The sequence below is a fragment of the Gracilibacillus ureilyticus genome (assembly GCF_900111195.1).
Taxonomy (GTDB): Bacteria; Bacillota; Bacilli; order Bacillales; family Amphibacillaceae; genus Gracilibacillus; species Gracilibacillus ureilyticus.
The window spans coordinates 78,264-97,161 of record NZ_FOGL01000007.1; the positions used below are offsets into that span (position 1 = coordinate 78,264).

General features: G+C 39.3%; 19 protein-coding genes and 2 riboswitches. Of the genes, 18 read left to right on the forward strand and 1 reads right to left on the reverse strand.

Annotated elements, in window-relative coordinates; genetic code table 11:
• Positions 1-181 precede the first annotated feature (181 nt).
• Both BMW36_RS08700 and BMW36_RS08705 read left to right on the forward strand, forming a co-directional pair.
• Positions 182-898, forward strand: coding sequence for a restriction endonuclease (locus tag BMW36_RS08700; protein WP_089740484.1), 717 nt, complete (start codon positions 182-184; stop codon positions 896-898).
• A gap of 406 nt (positions 899-1,304) precedes the next feature.
• Positions 1,305-1,407: riboswitch (purine riboswitch) on the forward strand.
• 114 nt (positions 1,408-1,521) lie between these two features.
• A complete protein-coding gene (locus tag BMW36_RS08705) occupies positions 1,522-2,826 on the forward strand; it encodes an NCS2 family permease (protein WP_089740485.1) in 1,305 nt (434 codons plus the stop codon).
• A gap of 34 nt (positions 2,827-2,860) precedes the next feature.
• On the opposite strand, the gene BMW36_RS08710 is transcribed toward BMW36_RS08705, so the two are convergent.
• On the reverse strand, positions 2,861-3,289 hold the full coding sequence (locus BMW36_RS08710) for an Hsp20/alpha crystallin family protein (RefSeq protein WP_089740486.1): 429 nt from the start codon (positions 3,287-3,289) through the stop codon (positions 2,861-2,863).
• A 256-nt stretch (positions 3,290-3,545) separates the two neighbouring features.
• Between BMW36_RS08710 and BMW36_RS08715 the strand changes: the two genes are divergently transcribed.
• The 16 genes from BMW36_RS08715 to BMW36_RS08785 all read left to right on the forward strand — a co-directional run bounded on the left by BMW36_RS08715 (position 3,546) and on the right by BMW36_RS08785 (position 18,895).
• Positions 3,546-4,136, forward strand: coding sequence for a DUF2179 domain-containing protein (locus tag BMW36_RS08715; protein WP_425431937.1), 591 nt, complete (start codon positions 3,546-3,548; stop codon positions 4,134-4,136).
• Positions 4,137-4,161: 25 nt separating this feature from the next.
• The gene (locus tag BMW36_RS20560; protein WP_245711635.1) at positions 4,162-4,290 is read left to right on the forward strand and encodes an NETI motif-containing protein; all 129 of its coding nucleotides are present in this window, start codon (positions 4,162-4,164) and stop codon (positions 4,288-4,290) included.
• 84 nt (positions 4,291-4,374) lie between these two features.
• Positions 4,375-4,473: riboswitch (purine riboswitch) on the forward strand.
• A gap of 33 nt (positions 4,474-4,506) precedes the next feature.
• Entirely contained in the window at positions 4,507-4,674 is a 168-nt protein-coding gene (locus BMW36_RS20330) for a hypothetical protein (RefSeq protein ID WP_175480390.1), read from the forward strand.
• 35 nt (positions 4,675-4,709) lie between these two features.
• Positions 4,710-5,201, forward strand: coding sequence for a 5-(carboxyamino)imidazole ribonucleotide mutase (gene purE / locus BMW36_RS08725; RefSeq protein ID WP_089740489.1), 492 nt, complete (start codon positions 4,710-4,712; stop codon positions 5,199-5,201).
• Positions 5,188-6,318, forward strand: coding sequence for a 5-(carboxyamino)imidazole ribonucleotide synthase (gene purK / locus BMW36_RS08730; RefSeq protein ID WP_089740490.1), 1,131 nt, complete (start codon positions 5,188-5,190; stop codon positions 6,316-6,318). The genes purE and purK overlap by 14 nt, the downstream gene beginning before the upstream one ends.
• A gap of 13 nt (positions 6,319-6,331) precedes the next feature.
• On the forward strand, positions 6,332-7,627 hold the full coding sequence (purB, locus tag BMW36_RS08735; protein ID WP_089740491.1) for an adenylosuccinate lyase: 1,296 nt from the start codon (positions 6,332-6,334) through the stop codon (positions 7,625-7,627).
• A 12-nt stretch (positions 7,628-7,639) separates the two neighbouring features.
• Entirely contained in the window at positions 7,640-8,350 is a 711-nt protein-coding gene (purC, locus tag BMW36_RS08740; RefSeq protein WP_089740492.1) for a phosphoribosylaminoimidazolesuccinocarboxamide synthase, read from the forward strand.
• A complete protein-coding gene (gene purS, locus BMW36_RS08745; protein ID WP_089740493.1) occupies positions 8,350-8,601 on the forward strand; it encodes a phosphoribosylformylglycinamidine synthase subunit PurS in 252 nt (83 codons plus the stop codon). The genes purC and purS overlap by 1 nt, the downstream gene beginning before the upstream one ends.
• Positions 8,598-9,281 (forward strand): phosphoribosylformylglycinamidine synthase subunit PurQ, encoded by a 684-nt coding sequence (purQ, locus tag BMW36_RS08750; protein ID WP_089740494.1) that lies wholly within the window; start codon positions 8,598-8,600, stop codon positions 9,279-9,281. The genes purS and purQ overlap by 4 nt, the downstream gene beginning before the upstream one ends.
• Complete coding sequence (purL, locus tag BMW36_RS08755) at positions 9,265-11,493, forward strand: phosphoribosylformylglycinamidine synthase subunit PurL (protein ID WP_089740495.1); 2,229 nt, start codon at positions 9,265-9,267, stop codon at positions 11,491-11,493. The genes purQ and purL overlap by 17 nt, the downstream gene beginning before the upstream one ends.
• Positions 11,469-12,881 (forward strand): amidophosphoribosyltransferase, encoded by a 1,413-nt coding sequence (gene purF / locus BMW36_RS08760; RefSeq protein ID WP_089740552.1) that lies wholly within the window; start codon positions 11,469-11,471, stop codon positions 12,879-12,881. Before purL ends, purF begins: the two co-directional genes overlap by 25 nt.
• Positions 12,882-13,009: 128 nt before the next feature.
• The gene (purM, locus tag BMW36_RS08765) at positions 13,010-14,035 is read left to right on the forward strand and encodes a phosphoribosylformylglycinamidine cyclo-ligase (protein WP_089740496.1); all 1,026 of its coding nucleotides are present in this window, start codon (positions 13,010-13,012) and stop codon (positions 14,033-14,035) included.
• Entirely contained in the window at positions 14,032-14,616 is a 585-nt protein-coding gene (gene purN, locus BMW36_RS08770) for a phosphoribosylglycinamide formyltransferase (protein ID WP_089740497.1), read from the forward strand. The genes purM and purN overlap by 4 nt, the downstream gene beginning before the upstream one ends.
• Positions 14,613-16,148 (forward strand): bifunctional phosphoribosylaminoimidazolecarboxamide formyltransferase/IMP cyclohydrolase, encoded by a 1,536-nt coding sequence (gene purH, locus BMW36_RS08775; protein ID WP_089740498.1) that lies wholly within the window; start codon positions 14,613-14,615, stop codon positions 16,146-16,148. The genes purN and purH overlap by 4 nt, the downstream gene beginning before the upstream one ends.
• A gap of 512 nt (positions 16,149-16,660) precedes the next feature.
• The gene (purD, locus tag BMW36_RS08780; RefSeq protein WP_089740499.1) at positions 16,661-17,917 is read left to right on the forward strand and encodes a phosphoribosylamine--glycine ligase; all 1,257 of its coding nucleotides are present in this window, start codon (positions 16,661-16,663) and stop codon (positions 17,915-17,917) included.
• Positions 17,918-18,046: 129 nt separating this feature from the next.
• Entirely contained in the window at positions 18,047-18,895 is an 849-nt protein-coding gene (locus tag BMW36_RS08785) for a VOC family protein (protein ID WP_089740500.1), read from the forward strand.
• Positions 18,896-18,898: the final 3 nt, after the last annotated feature.

The following is an 18,898-nucleotide window of genomic DNA, read 5'->3' on the forward strand; positions in this document are numbered from 1 at the left end:
ATTAGGTAATATTCAATTAGAGTGAGGTCGATAAATTTTTTTTAGAAAGTTTGGGTTTAGAGTTTAAAACAATAAGTGAAATATGAACAATAGTACACAAGTGTATTAATAGACAGTTTTATCATCATGCTAATCAATATGTTATAATTAATAATAGATAATATTAGCAAGGAGTTAAATTATGTTTAAAACTAAGGGAGATAGACTGGAATCATTGATTCAATACGTTTATCAAGTACTATCAGATTCTGCTAATAAAGATATTGAAGTCAAGAACAAGCACAATATAGTTGGTAAATCAGGTGTAATACATAATATAGATGTCTATTACCAATTTGAGCTAAATGGTATCACTCATAAAGTAATATTTGAGTGCAAGAATTGGAATAGTAAAGTCTCCAAAGAAAAAGTATTAGCTTTAAAATCAATTTTAGAAGATATTCCTAATTCAGTAGGTGTAATGGTAGCCCCTAAAGGCTATCAAAGTGGAGCCAATAAGTTTGCTGAACATCACGGAATCGAATTGATTTCTGGAAGTGAAGAGTCTTTACTTGCCGCAGTAATTCAGAAGCGCTTACAGGTGGTGCTACCTGACGAATCAGTCATTGGTGAACCTTTTTATTGCTTAATGGAAAAAGGAGATAGTGGACAGGTAACTGGTACATATATTCGAAATATAGATGTAAATGGTAAGCCGTTTTTGATTTTATATTTTTCTAAAAAAGAAGCAGAAGAGAGTGGTACAAATTTTAATTCGGTCGTTAGAGGTATAGATAAAAAACATCTTACAATACTATGTGATTATAGCGACAACTTAGGGTTAAATTTAGCTATAAAACAATTCATGAGTGATGTACTTGGAGTAGAATCTAAACTTATAAGAGACTTTTTTCTTTAACCAAAAAAGACGCTTCAATTGAAACGTCTCTTGTAAAAGATATCAAATTTTATAGTTATAACTCTAAATTGTGATTTGCATTTATTGCATTAAAATTGCATTATTTTAATTTTTTATATCAATTTATATAGATTGATACTTCTTTAAAAACCTTTATAATCAATGATATTGCTCTATATCAAGCACCGTGAAAGTAGAGTGGGAATAATTAGAGGAAAGAGCGGCAACCTTAAAAAGGTGTGCCACTCTTTTTTTATTAAGAGATAATTATAGTTGGTGGGATTCACTTTCTCTCATTCCATTTAATTGAAAAATAACGAACGATATGTATTATTTTTTTAATAATATTCGGTTTTAGTCTTGACTAATTTCTCAGACCTTAGTATGATATGTATTGAAATTATTATAATTATTATTTACCATCCGTCGTATAATGTTGGGAATATGGCCCAAGAGTCTCTACCGGAGCACCATTAAATGCTCTGACTACGAGGAGGAGAAGGTTATTAGTGTGTCTTTTGATATACTGATAACTTCTCTGAATTGTAGGGGAAACTCCTTGGCCTTTATGGTTAAGGGGTTTTTCTTATTTTCTGGTATTAAAAGAAGGGGAGATAATAAAAATGAAGAAGTTTTTCGAATTTGATAAACTTGGCACAAATTACCGAAAAGAATCAGTTGCAGGTATTACGACATTCCTTGCAATGGCTTATATTCTATTTGTAAATCCATCAATGCTTGCGGAAACTGGAATGGATCAAGGTGCGGTGTTTGTTGCAACAGCATTAGCGGCAGCGATTGGTACATTATTAATGGGCTTGCTTGCGAACTATCCAATTGCTCTTGCACCAGGTATGGGATTGAATGCATTCTTTACGTATACTGTAGTTATTGTTAATGGTATTCCATGGGAAACAGCATTAGCAGGTGTGTTAGTTTCTGGATTAATCTTTATCGTATTGACTTTTACTGGTGTTAGAGAATATATAATTAACGCAATTCCAGCAACATTGAAAATGGCAGTAGGTGCAGGGATCGGGCTTTTTATTGCATTTATCGGTTTTCAAAATGCAGATATTATTGTGCCAGATGAAAGTACGCTTGTTGCGTTGGGAGATGTAACTGCAGGGCCTACTTTACTAGCGATCTTCGGGATCTTTGTTACAGTTGTTTTAATAGGTTTAGGTGTTAAAGGCGGCGTATTTTATGGAATGATCATTACAGCAATTGTTGGAATGATCTTTAATCAGGTACCTGTGCCGCAAGGATTGGATGATGTTTTTAGCGCAGCACCTAGTCTTGCGCCGACATTTGGTGCAGCATTCTCCCATTTCGGTGAAGTATTCACAGGACAAATGCTAATTGTTATTTTAACTTTCTTGTTTGTTGACTTTTTTGATACAGCAGGAACTTTAGTTGCAGTGGCATCGAAAGCAGGTTTGATGAAAGATAATAAGTTACCTAAAGCAGGCAGAGCGTTGTTTGCCGATTCAGCTGCGACAGTAGTTGGCGCAACATTAGGTACATCAACAACAACATCTTATGTAGAATCAGCAACAGGTGTTGGTGCAGGTGGCCGAACAGGATTTGCTTCTGTTATCACAGCATTATTATTCTTGCTTGCGATCTTTTTCTCACCACTTCTTAATGTTGTAACGGAATCAGTGACTGCACCAGCATTGATTATCGTTGGTATCATGATGGCATCATCATTAAAGGACATCCCTTGGGATCAGTTTGAAATTGCCGTACCAGCATTTTTAACAATCATTATTATGCCATTAGCATATAGTATTGCAACAGGTATTGCGGTCGGATTTATCTTCTATCCTATTATGTTATTAGCAAAAGGCAGAGCAAAAGAAGTAAACCCAATTATGTGGGTGTTAGCGGTTTTATTTATACTATATTTGGGATTTGTACATTAAAAAAACAGCCAGGCGACTAAGCCTGGCTGTTTTCTTATTCTTCAATATCATAGTCAACTTGTTTCATTCTCTTACGTGTACTATTTGATTTATATAATTGAATTTTCATGAGTCCATGTCTTAGAATAGCTGTGACTTTATCTTTACGTACAACACTCGGTAACTCAATTTTTCTGGAAAAATCCCCTTGCAAAATCTCCTGCTGCAACTGCTTGCCGCCTTGATGGACTGGGAATAACTCTCCTTTTAATTCCAAAACATTCTCATCCAAATAAATTTTGACCTGCTTACTATCTTTTACCCCAGGTAAATTAACATATATGATAATTTCATTGTCTAATTCATAGACGTTTATTGCAGGGATAGGTGGTTTTAAAATATGTTCAAAGTCATTCCAGAAGTTTCCTCCGAAAAAGTTATCTAAATTATTTTTCCAATCATGCATCTGCTGAAAAGGATCCATTTTCCACTCCTCCTTCATATGTAAAGAAGTCATATTAATATATGAAAGTGAAAATGGATTGGTGTCTATATTGTTTGCATTAACCCTTTCGTGTTTACCAATTGAGAAATCGGGCAAAGTAATATCGAATTCATTATTTTTCTACTATTAACTATTTATATAGTATGGTAAAATGAGACCGCGAAAATCAGTTTTCCCTGTTTTGAACAAATAGGAACAGCTAGGAGGGGAAGTTTTGTTAGAAAATGCGCTTATCATGGTTGCAATAATTATGGCAATAAATATTATTTATGTCTCTTTATCTACATTAAGAGTTATTTTGACTTTAAAGGGAAGAAGATATATTGCTGCTGTGATTGGTACAATCGAAATTATAATTTATACACTGGGCTTAGGGCTGGTTTTAGATAATTTGGGTGAGATTCAGAACTTAGTTGCTTACGGACTTGGATACGGTATCGGAGTTATCAGCGGTTCGATCATAGAAGAGAAACTGGCACTGGGTTATACTACAGTTAATGTAATTTCATCAAATCCTGATATTACTTTTACGAAACAGTTAAGGGAAAAGGGGTATGGTGTTACGAGCTGGTATGCGTATGGAATGGATGGAGACAGACTGGCACTGCAAATTCTGTCACCAAGAAAATACGAACTCCATTTATATGAAACAATTAAATCAATTGATCCAAAAGCTTTTATCATTGCCTATGAACCAAAGCAGATACATGGTGGCTTCTGGGTAAAACAGGTAAAGAAAGGAAAGATCGTTCGCAGTGTCGAAAAAGAAAAAGAGCAATCAGGAGAAGTTCCCAAAGAAGAGAACATTTCAAGTCGAGAGCAATGAAACCATTGATGCATGTTTAGACAGAATGAAGCAGGCGGGTTACCAGCCTGTCAGGCGTATAGAAAAACCTGTATTCGAAGAAGGTGAACAGGGAATCCTGCCAGTAGATCGAATCATTCAATTTGAAGCAATATTGACAAAACACGAACGTTAATTTAGTTATCTAACTTAACGTTCGATTTTTCTATTGACAGAAACGAAGGCAGCTTGTTATCATAGAAGTACAGTTAATAAATCATACAATTAAAGATAAAATCCTCGTATAATTTGAGAATAGGGCTCAATAGTTTCTACCCATCACCGTAAATGATGGACTATGAGGGAAGATGGTTACTTTACTATCTAATCTATAATCATGGGGTGAAAAGCAATGGTTTTAAAGTTCGGTGTAATGCCGGATGGAGCTAATCAGACCCAACTTTTATACTTTTTTGAGGATCAGCTGAAAAAAGAGATTATAGAGAGTATGGTTCAGTTTACTAATGACAAAACCTATTCATCTTCTCTTATAACAGGGAGATTGGATAGGTTTTTTTAATGTTAATCAGTTAATGAATAGAAAGAGGGGAAATTATGGCACAAGTTGGGGTAATAATGGGAAGCATTTCAGACTGGGAAACAATGAAACATGCATGTGAAGTATTGGAAGAGTTAGGAATCAGCTATGAAAAAGAAGTCATCTCTGCTCATCGTACTCCTGAAGATATGTTTTCTTATGCAGAACAAGCTAGACAAAAAGAATTAAAAGTTATTATCGCTGGTGCAGGAGGGGCGGCACATTTACCAGGAATGGTTGCTGCAAAAACAACATTACCTGTAATCGGTGTTCCTGTTCAAACAAAAAGCTTAAATGGATTAGATTCCCTTCTATCGATTGTTCAAATGCCAGGAGGTATACCTGTTGCAACTGTTGCAATTGGTAAAGCAGGAGCTAAAAATGCCGGCATTTTAGCAGCACAAATCATTGGGACATTTGATGAGGAAGTTGCGAAAAAATTAACTAACTATCAGAGGCAAATGCGTAAAAAGGTAGCGGAAATGAGGGAAGACCTTGCAGAACAATAGATTATTATTTGGCTCTACTATTGGGATCATCGGTGGCGGCCAATTAGGACGGATGATGACAACCACAGCAAAACATATGGGCTACAGAGTGATCGTACTTGATCCAACTCCAGACTGTCCGACAGCCCAGGTTGCGGATGACCAGATTATTGCTGCATATGACGATCTTGATGCGGTCAAACAACTTGCCGAAAGATCTGATGTCGTCACATATGAATTTGAAAATGTTGATTTAACTGCAGCTCAGATTCTTGAAGATAAAGAGATTTTGCCACAAGGAGCAAATTCTTTAAAGGTTACACAGGACAGAGAATTAGAGAAGAATGCTATGGTAGAAAGTGGACAGCCTGTTGCCCCTTTTACAATTGTAACATCAGAGCAGGAATTGCAGGATGCTGCAGATGAGATTGGATTTCCAGCTGTTGCAAAAACATGCCGCGGAGGATATGACGGTAAAGGACAGATTAAGCTTTCGAATGCGGAAGATTTGAATGAAGCAGCCAAATTGTTATTAACAGCAGGTCGGTTAATTATAGAAAAATGGGTGCCGTTTGATAAAGAAATATCGATCGTATTTACAAGATCAATGGATGGGCACATTAGTTACTTTCCAGTAGCAGAAAATATACACCGGGAGCACATTTTACATGCGACTATTGCGCCAGCACGAGTTTCAGACGATATTGCAGTAAAAGCAAAAAAAGCCGCTAAAGCAATTGCAGAAACAATCGGTGTTGTAGGAACTTTTGCTATCGAAATGTTCGTGATTGGGGAAGAAATATTTATTAATGAGTTAGCACCCCGCCCGCATAATTCTGGTCATTATACGATTGAGGCATGTAGTGTGTCCCAATTTGAGCAGCATATTAGAGCGATTTGCGGATTACCGTTAGTGCCTGTATATTCTCATAACGGCGCAGTGATGGTGAACCTTTTAGGCAAAGATGTCGGACCGTTTTTTAACAGACTGGATGAGGTAGGTTCAGCCCACCTACACATGTATGGAAAAGAAGAGAATAAGCCATTAAGAAAAATGGGGCATGCTACATTTATTGGGGACAATGCAATTCATATATATAATCACTTAGTAGAAAAAAAGATTATAGAAGAAAACTAGGAGGCACAACCTTATGATCGAACGCTATACAAGAGAAGAAATGGGAAATATCTGGACAGATGAAAATCGTTATAATGCTTGGCTGGAAGTAGAGATACTAGCATGTGAAGCATGGAGTGAGCTAGGCATCATTCCAAAAGAAGATGTAAAGAAGTTGCGTGAAAATGCTTCTTTTAATATAGACCGTATTTTAGAAATTGAACAAGATACTCGTCATGATGTGGTGGCATTTACTCGTGCCGTATCAGAAACATTGGGTGAAGAAAAGAAATGGGTGCACTATGGCTTAACGTCAACAGATGTAGTCGATACAGCTTTGTCTTATATGTTGAAACAGGCAAATGAAATCATCCGTCGTGATATTGTTAATTTTATTGAAATCCTCAAAGAAAAAGCAATCGAGCATAAACATACAGTTATGATGGGACGTACACACGGGGTGCATGCTGAACCAACGACATTTGGTTTAAAGATGGCACTATGGTATGAAGAAATGAAACGTAATCTGGAACGCTTCGATGCTGCGGCAAAAGTTATCGAAACAGGAAAGTTGTCAGGCGCTGTTGGAACATATGCGAATATTGATCCATTCGTTGAAGAATTTGTTTGTGGAAAATTAGGCTTGCAGGCAGCTCCTGTCTCGACCCAAACATTGCAGCGCGACCGTCATGCACAATATCTTTCAACACTTGCATTAATCGCTAGTTCGATCGAAAAGTTTGCAACAGAAGTTCGTGGACTGCAAAAAACAGAAACGCGTGAAGTCGAAGAGTTTTTCGCAAAAGGTCAAAAAGGTTCATCAGCAATGCCGCACAAACGTAACCCAATTGGTTCAGAGAACATGACAGGTATGGCGCGTGTCATTCGCGGCTATATGGTGACAGCCTACGAAAATGTTTCGTTATGGCATGAACGTGACATTTCCCATTCGTCTGCAGAGCGTGTGATTTTACCTGATGCGACAATCGCGCTTAATTATATGCTAAATCGCTTTGGAAATATTGTGAAAAACCTGACTGTATTCCCTGAGAATATGAAACGCAATATTGATCGGACGTATGGCGTCATTTTCTCCCAACGTGTATTGCTTTCGTTGATTGACCAGGGAATGAGCCGTGAAGAAGCATATGATATGGTGCAGCCAAATGCAATGAAAGCGTGGGAGACTGCTACACCATTCCGCGAATTAATTGAACAGGAAGAACGCATTACAAGCACATTAACAAAAGAACAAATTGATGACTGTTTCGATTACACGTATCACTTAAAAAATGTCGATCAAATTTTCAAAAAAATCGGTTTAGCATAAGGGGTGTGCGATATGAAGGACAAGCTGCTATATGAGGGGAAAGCGAAGCAAGTATTTACTGTAAAAGGTGAGGAAAAGTTACTCGTTCTTTCTTATAAAAATGATGCGACTGCCTTTAATGGTGAAAAGAAAGCGCAATTCGAAGGAAAAGGTCGATATAATAACTTAATTTCAGCGAAAGTGTTTGAATACTTGCACAAAAATGGTGTGAGCAGTCATTTTAAGAGAGCACTAAACGATACGGAGCAGCTTGTTGAGAGAACGACAATTATTCCGCTTGAGGTAGTTGTCCGCAATGTTGCTGCAGGAAGTATTGTTAGGAGAATCGGTATTGAAGAGAAATCTGTCTTTAACCCGCCACTTGTCGAATTATTTTATAAAAAAGATGAGCTTGGTGATCCATTAATCAATGATGCCCATGCGCTTCTTTTAACAGATGCGACAGAGGAAGATTTAGCGCAAATTAAGCAAATGGCACTTCAGGTAAACGATAAATTGCAATCATTTTTCAGAGATATTAACTTACAGCTTGTTGACTTCAAACTAGAATTCGGGCGCAATGCATCAGGGGAGATTGTCTTATCAGATGAAGTGAGCCCGGATACTTGCAGATTATGGGATATTACCACTGGTGAGAAAATGGATAAAGATGTATTCCGCCAGGATTTAGGCGATTTAGTAACAGTATATGACAATATTTTAACCAGACTGGAGGCATTATAATGAAATTAGTAAAAGTGCATGTAACATTAAAAGAGGGTGTTCTTGATCCGCAGGGAAAGGCAGTACAAGGGTCACTAAATACACTAGGTTATGATTTTGTTGAAGAAGTGCGTGTTGGAAAATATTTGGAGTTAACAGTTAAAGATGATGCGAATATTGAACAGCAAATTGAAGACATGTGCAATAAATTACTAGCCAATCCAGTCATTGAAAATTATGAGTATACAGTGGAGGAGGGTGTTACTCAGTGAAGTTTGCTGTTGTAGTATTCCCAGGCTCAAACTGTGATCGTGATATGTATTATGCTGCGAAAGATGCCCTTGGGGAAGAAGCGGAAATGTTATGGTATAAAGATGCGAATTTAGATGGATATGATGCCATTTTAATTCCAGGTGGTTTTTCGTATGGTGATTATTTAAGATGTGGAGCAATCGCTTCTACTTCTAATGTTGTAAAACAACTTCGGGAAAAGGCTGATGCAGGTGTGCCAATCCTCGGTGTGTGTAATGGATTCCAGATCCTGTTAGAATCAGGTCTTTTACCAGGGGCACTTTTAAGAAATGAAAAATTAAAATTTATGTGCCATTTTGAAGATTTAGTTGTAGAAAATAATGAAACTATTTTTACTTCAAGCTATAAAAAAGGAGAAGTGATCTCGATTCCGATCGCCCATAATGAAGGAAACTATTATTGTGATGAGGAAACTCTTGCTAGATTAAGAGAGAATAATCAAATCGTTTTCACATATAAAAATAATCCGAACGGATCTGTTGCTGACATAGCAGGGGTTACAAACGAAAAAGGAAATGTGCTTGGAATGATGCCGCACCCTGAGCGTGCAGTCGAAGCAATTCTAAACAGTGCAGACGGATTAAAGCTATTCCAATCATTGGTACAAAACTGGAGGGAAACGTATGTTGCAGGCGCCTGAGATTACACCGGAAATGGTAGAACAAGATAAAGTCTATCGTGAGATGGGTTTAACAGATAAAGAATATGACATGATTAAAGACATTATGGGACGTCGTCCGAATTTTACGGAAATCGGTATTTTCTCTGTTATGTGGTCAGAACATTGCAGTTATAAAACTTCTAAACCTCTTTTGAAAAAGTTTCCGACAGAAGGTCCCCAAGTTGTCCAAGGTCCTGGTGAAGGTGCCGGGGTAGTCGATATTGGTGATGGGCAAGGTGTTGTGTTTAAAGTAGAAAGCCACAACCACCCTTCAGCAGTTGAACCATATCAAGGGGCTGCAACAGGTGTTGGCGGAATTATCCGTGATGTTTTTTCAATGGGAGCTCGTCCAATTGCTTCATTAAATTCACTGCGTTTCGGAAATTTAACAACAGGACGTGTGAAGTACCTGTTTGAAGAAGTAGTTCACGGTATTGCCGGATATGGAAATTGTGTTGGTGTTCCGACAGTTGGAGGAGAAGTTCAATTTGATGATTCCTATGAAGGTAATCCACTAGTAAATGCAATGTGTGTCGGATTAATCGATACGAAGGATATCCAAAAAGGAATTGCTGCAGGACTTGGTAACACTATTATGTACGTTGGTTCAAAAACTGGACGTGACGGGATCCATGGTGCAACATTCGCATCCGAAGATTTATCAGAAGAGACGGAAAGCAAACGGTCCAGTGTCCAGGTTGGAGACCCTTTTATGGAAAAGCTGTTGATTGAAGCATGTTTAGAAGTAATCCATTCTGATGATTTAGTTGGTATTCAGGATATGGGAGCAGCCGGTCTTACTTCATCTGCAAGTGAGATGGCAAGTAAAGCTGGAATGGGTATGGAAATGAATTTAGACCTTATACCACAGCGTGAAGCAAATATGACAGCATATGAGATGATGCTTTCTGAATCACAAGAGCGAATGCTTTTATGTGTGAAAAAAGGAGAAGAACAGGAAATTGTCGATATTTTTAAAAAATATAATCTGGAAGCTGTAGCGGTTGGAACAGTTACAGATGATAAACGATTCCGCCTGTTGCACAAAGGCGAAGTTGTTGCAGATATTCCGGTTGACAGCCTTGCTGAGGATGCTCCGATTTTCTATAAAGAATCCAAAGTACCAGCATTTTATGAAGAATATCAGAGAATGCCTGAATATGCTCCGAATGTAACGGATCATGCCGAAATGCTGCGCAAGTTGCTGCAACAGCCGACTATTGCTAGTAAAGAGTATGTTTATGATCAGTATGATTCGATGGTACAAGCCAATACGGTATTCTCACCAGGATCCGATGCAGCAGTCATTCGAGTTCGTGGGTATGATAAGGCACTTGCAATGACGATTGACTGTAACTCCCGTTATATTCATTTAGATCCGGAGACAGGCGGTAAAATTGCTGTAGCAGAGGCTGCTCGTAATATTGTTGCTTCTGGTGCAAAACCGTTGGCTATTACTGATGGTTTAAACTTCGGTAATCCGGATAAACCGGAAAACTTCTGGCAAATGGAAAAAAGTGTTGATGGTATGAGTGAGGCTTGCTTGAGACTTGATACACCTGTAATTAGTGGAAATGTTTCTTTATACAATGAATCAAATGGCCAGGCAATTTTCCCTACACCGATAGTAGGTATGGTTGGATTACATGAATCACTTACACATATTACACCATCTCATTTCCAAAATGCTGGTGATGCCATTTATGTGATCGGGGAAACAGCAGCTGAATTTGGGGGCAGTGAATTACAGAACGTATTGGAAGGCAAATATTTTGGAAAAGCTCCTGCCATTGATTTAGAGGTTGAAGCGAATCGCCAGTCACAGCTGTTAACTGCGATTCGCTCAGGGCTAGTAGTGTCTGCCCATGATATTGCTGAAGGTGGTCTTGCTGTTGCTATAGCAGAAAGTTTGTTTACAGGAAAAGGTTTTGGTGCGAATGTAGCAGTTGAGGGCGACCTTACTGCAGCATTGTTTAGTGAAACACAATCACGCTTTATTGTTTCCGTGAAGGAAGCGGACCGTACGGCTTTTGAAAATGCGGTTGAAGCTGCTGCTTTTATCGGTACAGTTTCCAACAATGGTAAGCTGGTTGTGTCCAATAACGCAGAAGAAGTCATTAATGAAGAGGTTGAGGCATTACAACAGTTGTGGAAAGGAGCTATCCCGTGCTTGCTGAAATCAAAGGCTTAAATGAGGAATGTGGCGTATTTGCGATCTGGGGACATGAGAAAGCTGCCGAAATGACCTATTACGGCTTGCATGCTCTCCAGCATCGAGGACAGGAAGGTGCAGGTATTGTAACAACAGATGGCAAAAAACTTAACTTGCACAAAGGTGTAGGCCTAGTAAATGATGTTTTCTCAGAGGATGAGTTTACCAGGCTGAAAGGCCATGCGGCAATAGGCCATGTACGCTATGCCACACAAGGGGGCGGTGGCTATGAGAATGTTCAGCCACTCGTTTTCCGTTCACAGAAAAACAGTATGGCTCTTGCTCATAATGGAAATCTAGTAAATGCACATGCATTGAAAAGTCAATTAGAAGCGCAAGGAAGTATTTTATCAACAACTTCAGACACGGAGGTAATCGCCCATTTAATCAAGCGGAGTGGTAATGTACAAATTGAAGAAGCAATCAGTTCTGCTTTAAGTATGATTAAGGGAGCATATGCCTTTTCCATTTTAACGGAAGATCAGTTATTTATCGGATTAGATCCCCGAGGGTTACGTCCACTATCAATTGGACGGCTTGGTGATGCTTATGTTTTTGCATCTGAAACGTGTGCATTTGATTTAATTGGTGCTACGTATGAGCGTGAAGTTCGTCCAGGTGAATTAATCGTAATTGATAATGATGGTTTTCGGACTTCACAGTTTACTTCACCATTGCAGAGAACATTATGTTCGATGGAATATGTATATTTTTCAAGACCGGACAGTGATTTGAACGAATTAAATGTCCATGCAAGCCGCAAAACAATGGGCAAACAGCTTGCTGATGAAGCGCCTGTTATAGCGGACGTAGTGACAGGTGTGCCAGATTCAAGTATCTCTGCTGCAATTGGTTTTTCTGAAGCAACAGGGATTCCATATGAGCTCGGTCTTATCAAAAACCGTTATGTTGGGAGAACATTTATTCAGCCGTCACAAGAGTTACGCGAGCAGGGGGTAAAAATGAAACTTTCTGCGGTTCGAGGAATTGTAGAAGGAAAGCGTGTTGTAATGGTCGATGATTCCATTGTCCGTGGAACAACAAGCCGCAGAATCGTTCGTTTATTAAAAGAAGCTGGTGCGACAGAAGTACATGTTCGTATTGCTTCACCTCCTATTCAAAATCCATGCTATTACGGAATCGATACATCGACGAAAGGCGAACTAATTGCATCAAGCAATTCAGTTGAAGAAATTCGGGAGATTATTGGTGCAGATAGTTTGGCTTTCCTTTCTACAGAAGGTCTGGAGGAATCGATTGTAGCAGACCGAGATATGAATGTTCATGGTGTCTGTCAAGCCTGTTTCACCGGAAATTATCCGACGGAAATCTATCCAGATACCGTAATTCCTGCATATAAAGACTAGAATGAATGTCCGGAATACCGGAATTATCGAAATTACGACCGATAAACGCTAGATATGGACCGGATTTATCGATCTGATGACCGGAAAAGAATCTAGCGTTTATCGCTCATATAAAAAGGAGATATTCGATGAGTGATATTTATAAAGAAGCTGGTGTCGATGTCCATGCTGGATATAAAGCTGTCGATTTAATGAAAAAGCATATTGCCAAAACGAATCGCCCGGAAGTAATAGGCGGTGTGGGGGCATTTGCTGGATTATTTGATATAAGTAAATTTTCTTATGAAGAGCCTGTGCTGGTATCAGGGACGGACGGTGTTGGGACAAAATTAAAGCTTGCTTTTGCACTTGATAAACATGACACAGTTGGAATTGACCTTGTTGCAATGTGTGTAAATGATATTGTTGCCCAAGGTGCAGATCCTTTATTCTTCTTAGACTATATAGCTTGCGGAAAAAACGAACCTGAGAAAATTGAGCAGATCGTCAAAGGAATTAGTGAAGGCTGTGTGCAAAGTAATGCCGCTCTAATTGGCGGTGAAACAGCAGAAATGCCCGGTATGTATGACGACGGGGAGTATGATTTAGCAGGTTTTGTTGTTGGGATCGGTGATAAAAATAAAATTATTACAGGTGAGACGATCGAAGCTGGTAATAAGATTATCGGTATTCCTTCTTCTGGTGTACACTCCAATGGTTTCTCCTTGGTCAGAAAAATTATCGAAGATAAGAGCCTAAAGTTAACAGACCATGTCGAAGAGCTTGGTAAGTCTTTAGGCGATGCACTGCTTGAGCCAACTAAAATTTACACAAAAGCGATTCAGCAATTGAAGCTTGATTTAACAATCAAAGGAATCAGCCATATTACGGGTGGAGGATTCTATGAAAATATTCCGCGTGCCCTGCCAGAAAATCTCGGTGTGAAGTTAGCAGAAGGAAGCTGGGAAGTACCAGCAGTCTTCACATATTTACAAAAGCAGGCGAACCTGTCTAATGAAGATATGTACGGGGTGTTTAATATGGGTGTTGGAATGGCAGTGATTGTCGAAGCGCATGAAGCAGAAATGGCACTGCAATTGTTAGAAGATATTGGTGAGAGAGCATACATCATTGGTGAAGTGACAAACGAGTCAGGGGTGACTTTTTCTAAATGAGCAAAGTAAAATTAGCTGTCTTCGCATCTGGGACCGGAAGTAATTATGATGCTATTATTCAGGCAATTAATCATGGTAAACTTGATGCAGAAGTTTCTTTACTAGTATGTGATAAGCCAAACGCAAAAGTAATAGACAAAGCAAGACAAAATGGTACCCCGACTTTCGCATTTGATCCGAAACAATATTCGAAAAAAGAAGTGTTTGAAGCTAAAATAGTAGATGTTCTGCAAGAAGCTAAGATAGAATGGATTATTCTGGCAGGATACATGCGATTAATCGGCCATACACTGCTTCAGCCATTTGAAGGTAAAATGATAAATATTCATCCATCTTTGCTGCCGTCTTTTCCAGGACTAGATGCAATTGGGCAGGCTCTTGAAACAGGTGTGAAAGTTTCTGGTGTAACTGTTCATTATGTGGACGCAGGGATGGATACAGGTAATATTATCGCACAAGAAGTTGTCTATATTAATGATGAAACAACGCGCGAAGAATTAGAACAGGCTATTCACAAAGTCGAGCACAAACTTTATCCAGAAACGATTCAAAAACTGATTTCGAGAGGAGAATCATCTTGAAAAAAAGAGCATTACTAAGTGTATCGGACAAAAGCAATTTAATTCCATTTGCGGAAGGGTTAGACCGATTAGGTTATGAATTGATCTCAACTGGTGGAACATTAAAAGCATTAAAAGAAGCAGGACTTCCGGCATTCCCAGTTTCTGCTGTAACTAACTTTGATGAAATACTTGATGGACGTGTGAAGACATTGCATCCGTTTATCCATGCGGGATTATTGGCTCGCCGTGATGAGGAATCCCATGTGAAGCAGTTAGAAGAACGTGACATCTCTCCAATAGATGTGGTTGTAGTCAATCTATATCCATTTAAAGAGACTATCGCTAAGCCTGAAGTAACAGAAGAAGATGCAATTGAAAATATTGATATTGGTGGTCCGACAATGCTGCGGTCGGCATCAAAGAATTTCCGTGATGTAACAGTTGTAGTCGATCCGGCTGATTATGATGCGGTTCTTGAAAATCTCGGCGGAAATGGTGGAACAGTCGAATTCCGCAAAACGTTAGCAGCGAAGGTTTTCCGTCATACTGCTAACTATGATGCAATGATCGCAAGTTACTTCGTTAATATTACTGGAGAAGATGATCCGGAAACATTTACTCAAACATTTGAAAAAGTACAGTCACTTCGTTATGGGGAGAATCCGCATCAAAAGGCAGCTTTTTATAAAGAAGGAAATGTAAAAGGTGCTTCTATCGCAAATGCGACACAGCTGCATGGAAAAGAACTCTCCTATAACAACATTCAGGACGCCAATGCTGCATTGGAAATCGTGCTGGAGTTCGGTGACCAGCCAGCAGCGGTAGCGGTAAAACATATGAATCCGTGTGGGGTTGGTATTGGTGAATCAACTGAGGCAGCTTTCAAAAAGGCGTACGATGCTGATCCTGTTTCCATCTTTGGCGGAATTGTTGCATTGAACCGTGAAGTGGATGAAGCTACAGCTAATCTGTTAAAGGACATATTCTTGGAAATCGTCATTGCTCCTGGTTTTTCTGATAAGGCGCTGGAAATTTTAACTGTGAAACCAAATATCCGTTTATTAGAAACACCAATGGAAGTGAACACTAATGATACGAAAAAAGTTGTCAGTGTGATTGGCGGCCTGCTTGTACAGGATCGTGACAATGGCAGTGTAACCGCAGAAGACTTGGAAGTTGTGACAGAACGTACTCCGGAAGCTGAAGAAATAGAGGAATTATTATTCGCATGGAAAGTTGTGAAACACGTAAAGTCTAACGCTATTGTTGTGGCGAAAGACAATCAAACAGTTGGTGTTGGTGCAGGCCAGATGAATCGTGTCGGAGCTGCAGGAATTGCCTTCGAACAAGCTGGTGAAAAAGCAAACGGAGCAGTACTTGCTTCAGATGCTTTCTTTCCAATGCCAGATACAGTAGAGAACGCAGCGAAGGCAGGTATTAAAGCAATCATTCAGCCAGGCGGTTCAAAACGTGACCAGGATTCGATTGATGAATGTAACAAACACGGAATTGCGATGGTCTTCACTAAGCTTCGTCACTTTAAGCATTAAAAAGGCAGGATTCCCACATGATGGGAATCCTTTCATATAGCTAGACATTTCAGAAGAACTGGTGAGATTGCAAAAAGAGAGCGGAAGTTGCAAATAAAACGGTGAAGTTGCAAAAAGAGAGCGGAAATTGCAAATAAAACGGTGAAGTTGCAAAAAGAGAGCAAAAGTTGCAAATAAAACGGTGAAGTTGAAAAAGAGAGCGGAATTTGCAAATAAAACGGTGAAGTTGCAAAAAGAGAGCGGAAGTTGCAAATAAAACGCGGAATTTACAAAAAGAGAGCAGAATTTGCAAATAAAACGGTGAAGTTGCAAAAAGAGAGCAAAAGTTGCAAATAAAGCGGTGAAGTTGCAAAAAGAAAGCGGAATTTGCAAATAAAACGCGGAATTTGCAAAAAGAGAGCAGAAGTTGCAAATAAAACGGTGAAGTTGCAAATAAAGCGCAGAATCTGCAAAAAGAGCACACAGAAGCGCTAAATTATTTTTTATAAAAAACTCTATAAAGGAGTGGTCATATGAAAGTATTAGTAATCGGCGGTGGTGGCCGTGAACATATTATTGTAAAAAAGCTGAAAGAAAGTAAGCGTGTAACAGAGATCTTCGCAGCACCTGGGAATGGCGGTATTTCTGAGGATGCAACATGTGTACCGATAAAGGATGATGCAATCGATGAACTTGTTGCATTTGCACAGCAAAAGCAAATCGACTGGACTATCGTTGGACCGGAGATTCCTTTAACAAAAGGAGTAACAGATGCTTTTCGAGCGAAGAACCTCAAAGTATTCGGGCCATCCAAAGCAGCAGCGATCATCGAAGGAAGTAAAGACTTTGCCAAAGCATTTATGAAACAATATGACATCCCGACAGCTGCATATCAAACATTCACAGATGCTGAAAAAGCAAAAAGTTACATAAAACAAGAAGGTGCACCGATTGTTATAAAGGCAGACGGACTTGCTGCTGGTAAGGGTGTTGTCGTTGCAATGACAGAGCAGGAAGCACTTGATGCAGTCGATGATATGCTTGTTGGAAACCGCTTCGGAGAGGCGGGAAGTCGTGTCGTAATTGAAGAATTTCTGGACGGGAAGGAATTTTCTCTATTTGCATTTGTTGATGGAGAAAATGTTTATCCAATGGTTCCTGCCCGCGACCATAAGAGAGCGTATGATAATGACGAAGGACCGAATACTGGAGGAATGGGTGCTTTCTCACCAGTACCTGGTCTTGAACCAAAACATGTTGAATTCGCAGTCGAAAAAATCCTTAAACCCGCCGCAAAAGGGATGAAAAAAGAAGGTAGAACATATACCGGTGTCCTGTATGGTGGGCTGATTGAAACAAAGGAAGGGCCTAAAGTAATCGAGTTTAATGCCCGTTTCGGTGATCCGGAAACACAGGTAGTTTTACCGTTATTAGAAAACGACCTTATCCAGGTCATTGAAGACGTCACAGCTGGCAAAGACCCGCAACTGAAATGGAAAGACGGCTATGCAATCGGTACTGTAGTTGCATCAAAAGGATATCCGGGAGCATACGAAAAAAATGTGCAGCTTCCAGACCTTGAGCCGGATAACCAAGTTTACGTGATCCATGCTGGTACTGGCCGCTCAGAGGATGGGGCTTTCCATTCAACAGGGGGACGTGTTCTCCTGGTTGGCTCACTACAGGACAGCCCGGAAAGTGCTCAAAAAGAAATTTACCGTTATCTGGAGAGATTTGATCAGACGGACGACTTTTTCTATCGTAAAGACATAGGATTTTCGAAAGAATAAAATAGGGAGAAGCTACTAATCCTAAGGAAGATTAGTAGCTTTTTTCAATTTGAGAGCAAATGATTGACATTATTAACTTACAAAAGTATAATTGGTTACATAAAGTAAGTTAATGAAGGGAGAAATTACATGAATTTTCATCAGAAGCCAAACACCTTTGTTAGTCATGTAAGCTTAAAAGTTACCGATTTAAATAGATCGCTTCAATTTTACCAACATATTGTCGGTTTCGATATATTAGAAAGGACCCAGAACAAAGTCTTATTAACGGCAGACGGTAAGACAAGTATATTGTCATTGGAGAAACCAGAAAATGTTCAGCCAAAACAGGGTCGAACAACTGGCTTATATCATTTTGCTATTCTCCTGCCAACACGAAAGGATTTAGCAAATTTTGTCTTTCATACTGTCAATCAAGGAGTGCAACTAGGATCATCTGATCACCTTGTTAGTGAAGCACTGTATTTTAATGATCCGGATGGAAATGGGATTGAAGTTTACACAGATAGAGATCCAGCTGAATGGAAATGGCAGGGTGATCACGTGGTGATGGCTGTCGATCCATTAGATTTTGAGGATTTAGTAAAAGAGGGTCATCCTGAAGCTTGGCAAGGACTGCCGTCTGACACGGTGATGGGCCATATTCATCTTCACGTTGCGGATTTAGATCAAACTCATGAATTTTATATAAGAGGCTTGGGCTTCGATGTAGTCTCAAGATTTGGCGATCAGGCATTGTTTATTGCGACAGGTAACTACCATCATCATATTGGTTTAAATACATGGAATGGGGTTGGTGCACCAAATCCACCCGAAGAAAGTGTTGGGATTGATCACTATGTGTTAACATATCCAAATGAAACAGCGTTACATCTGGTATGTGAAAACTTAAAAGCAATCGGCGCACAAGTGGAGAAGAATGAGAATCAAATCATAACGATAGATCCATCAGGAAACAGAATAATATTAACACTGTAATAG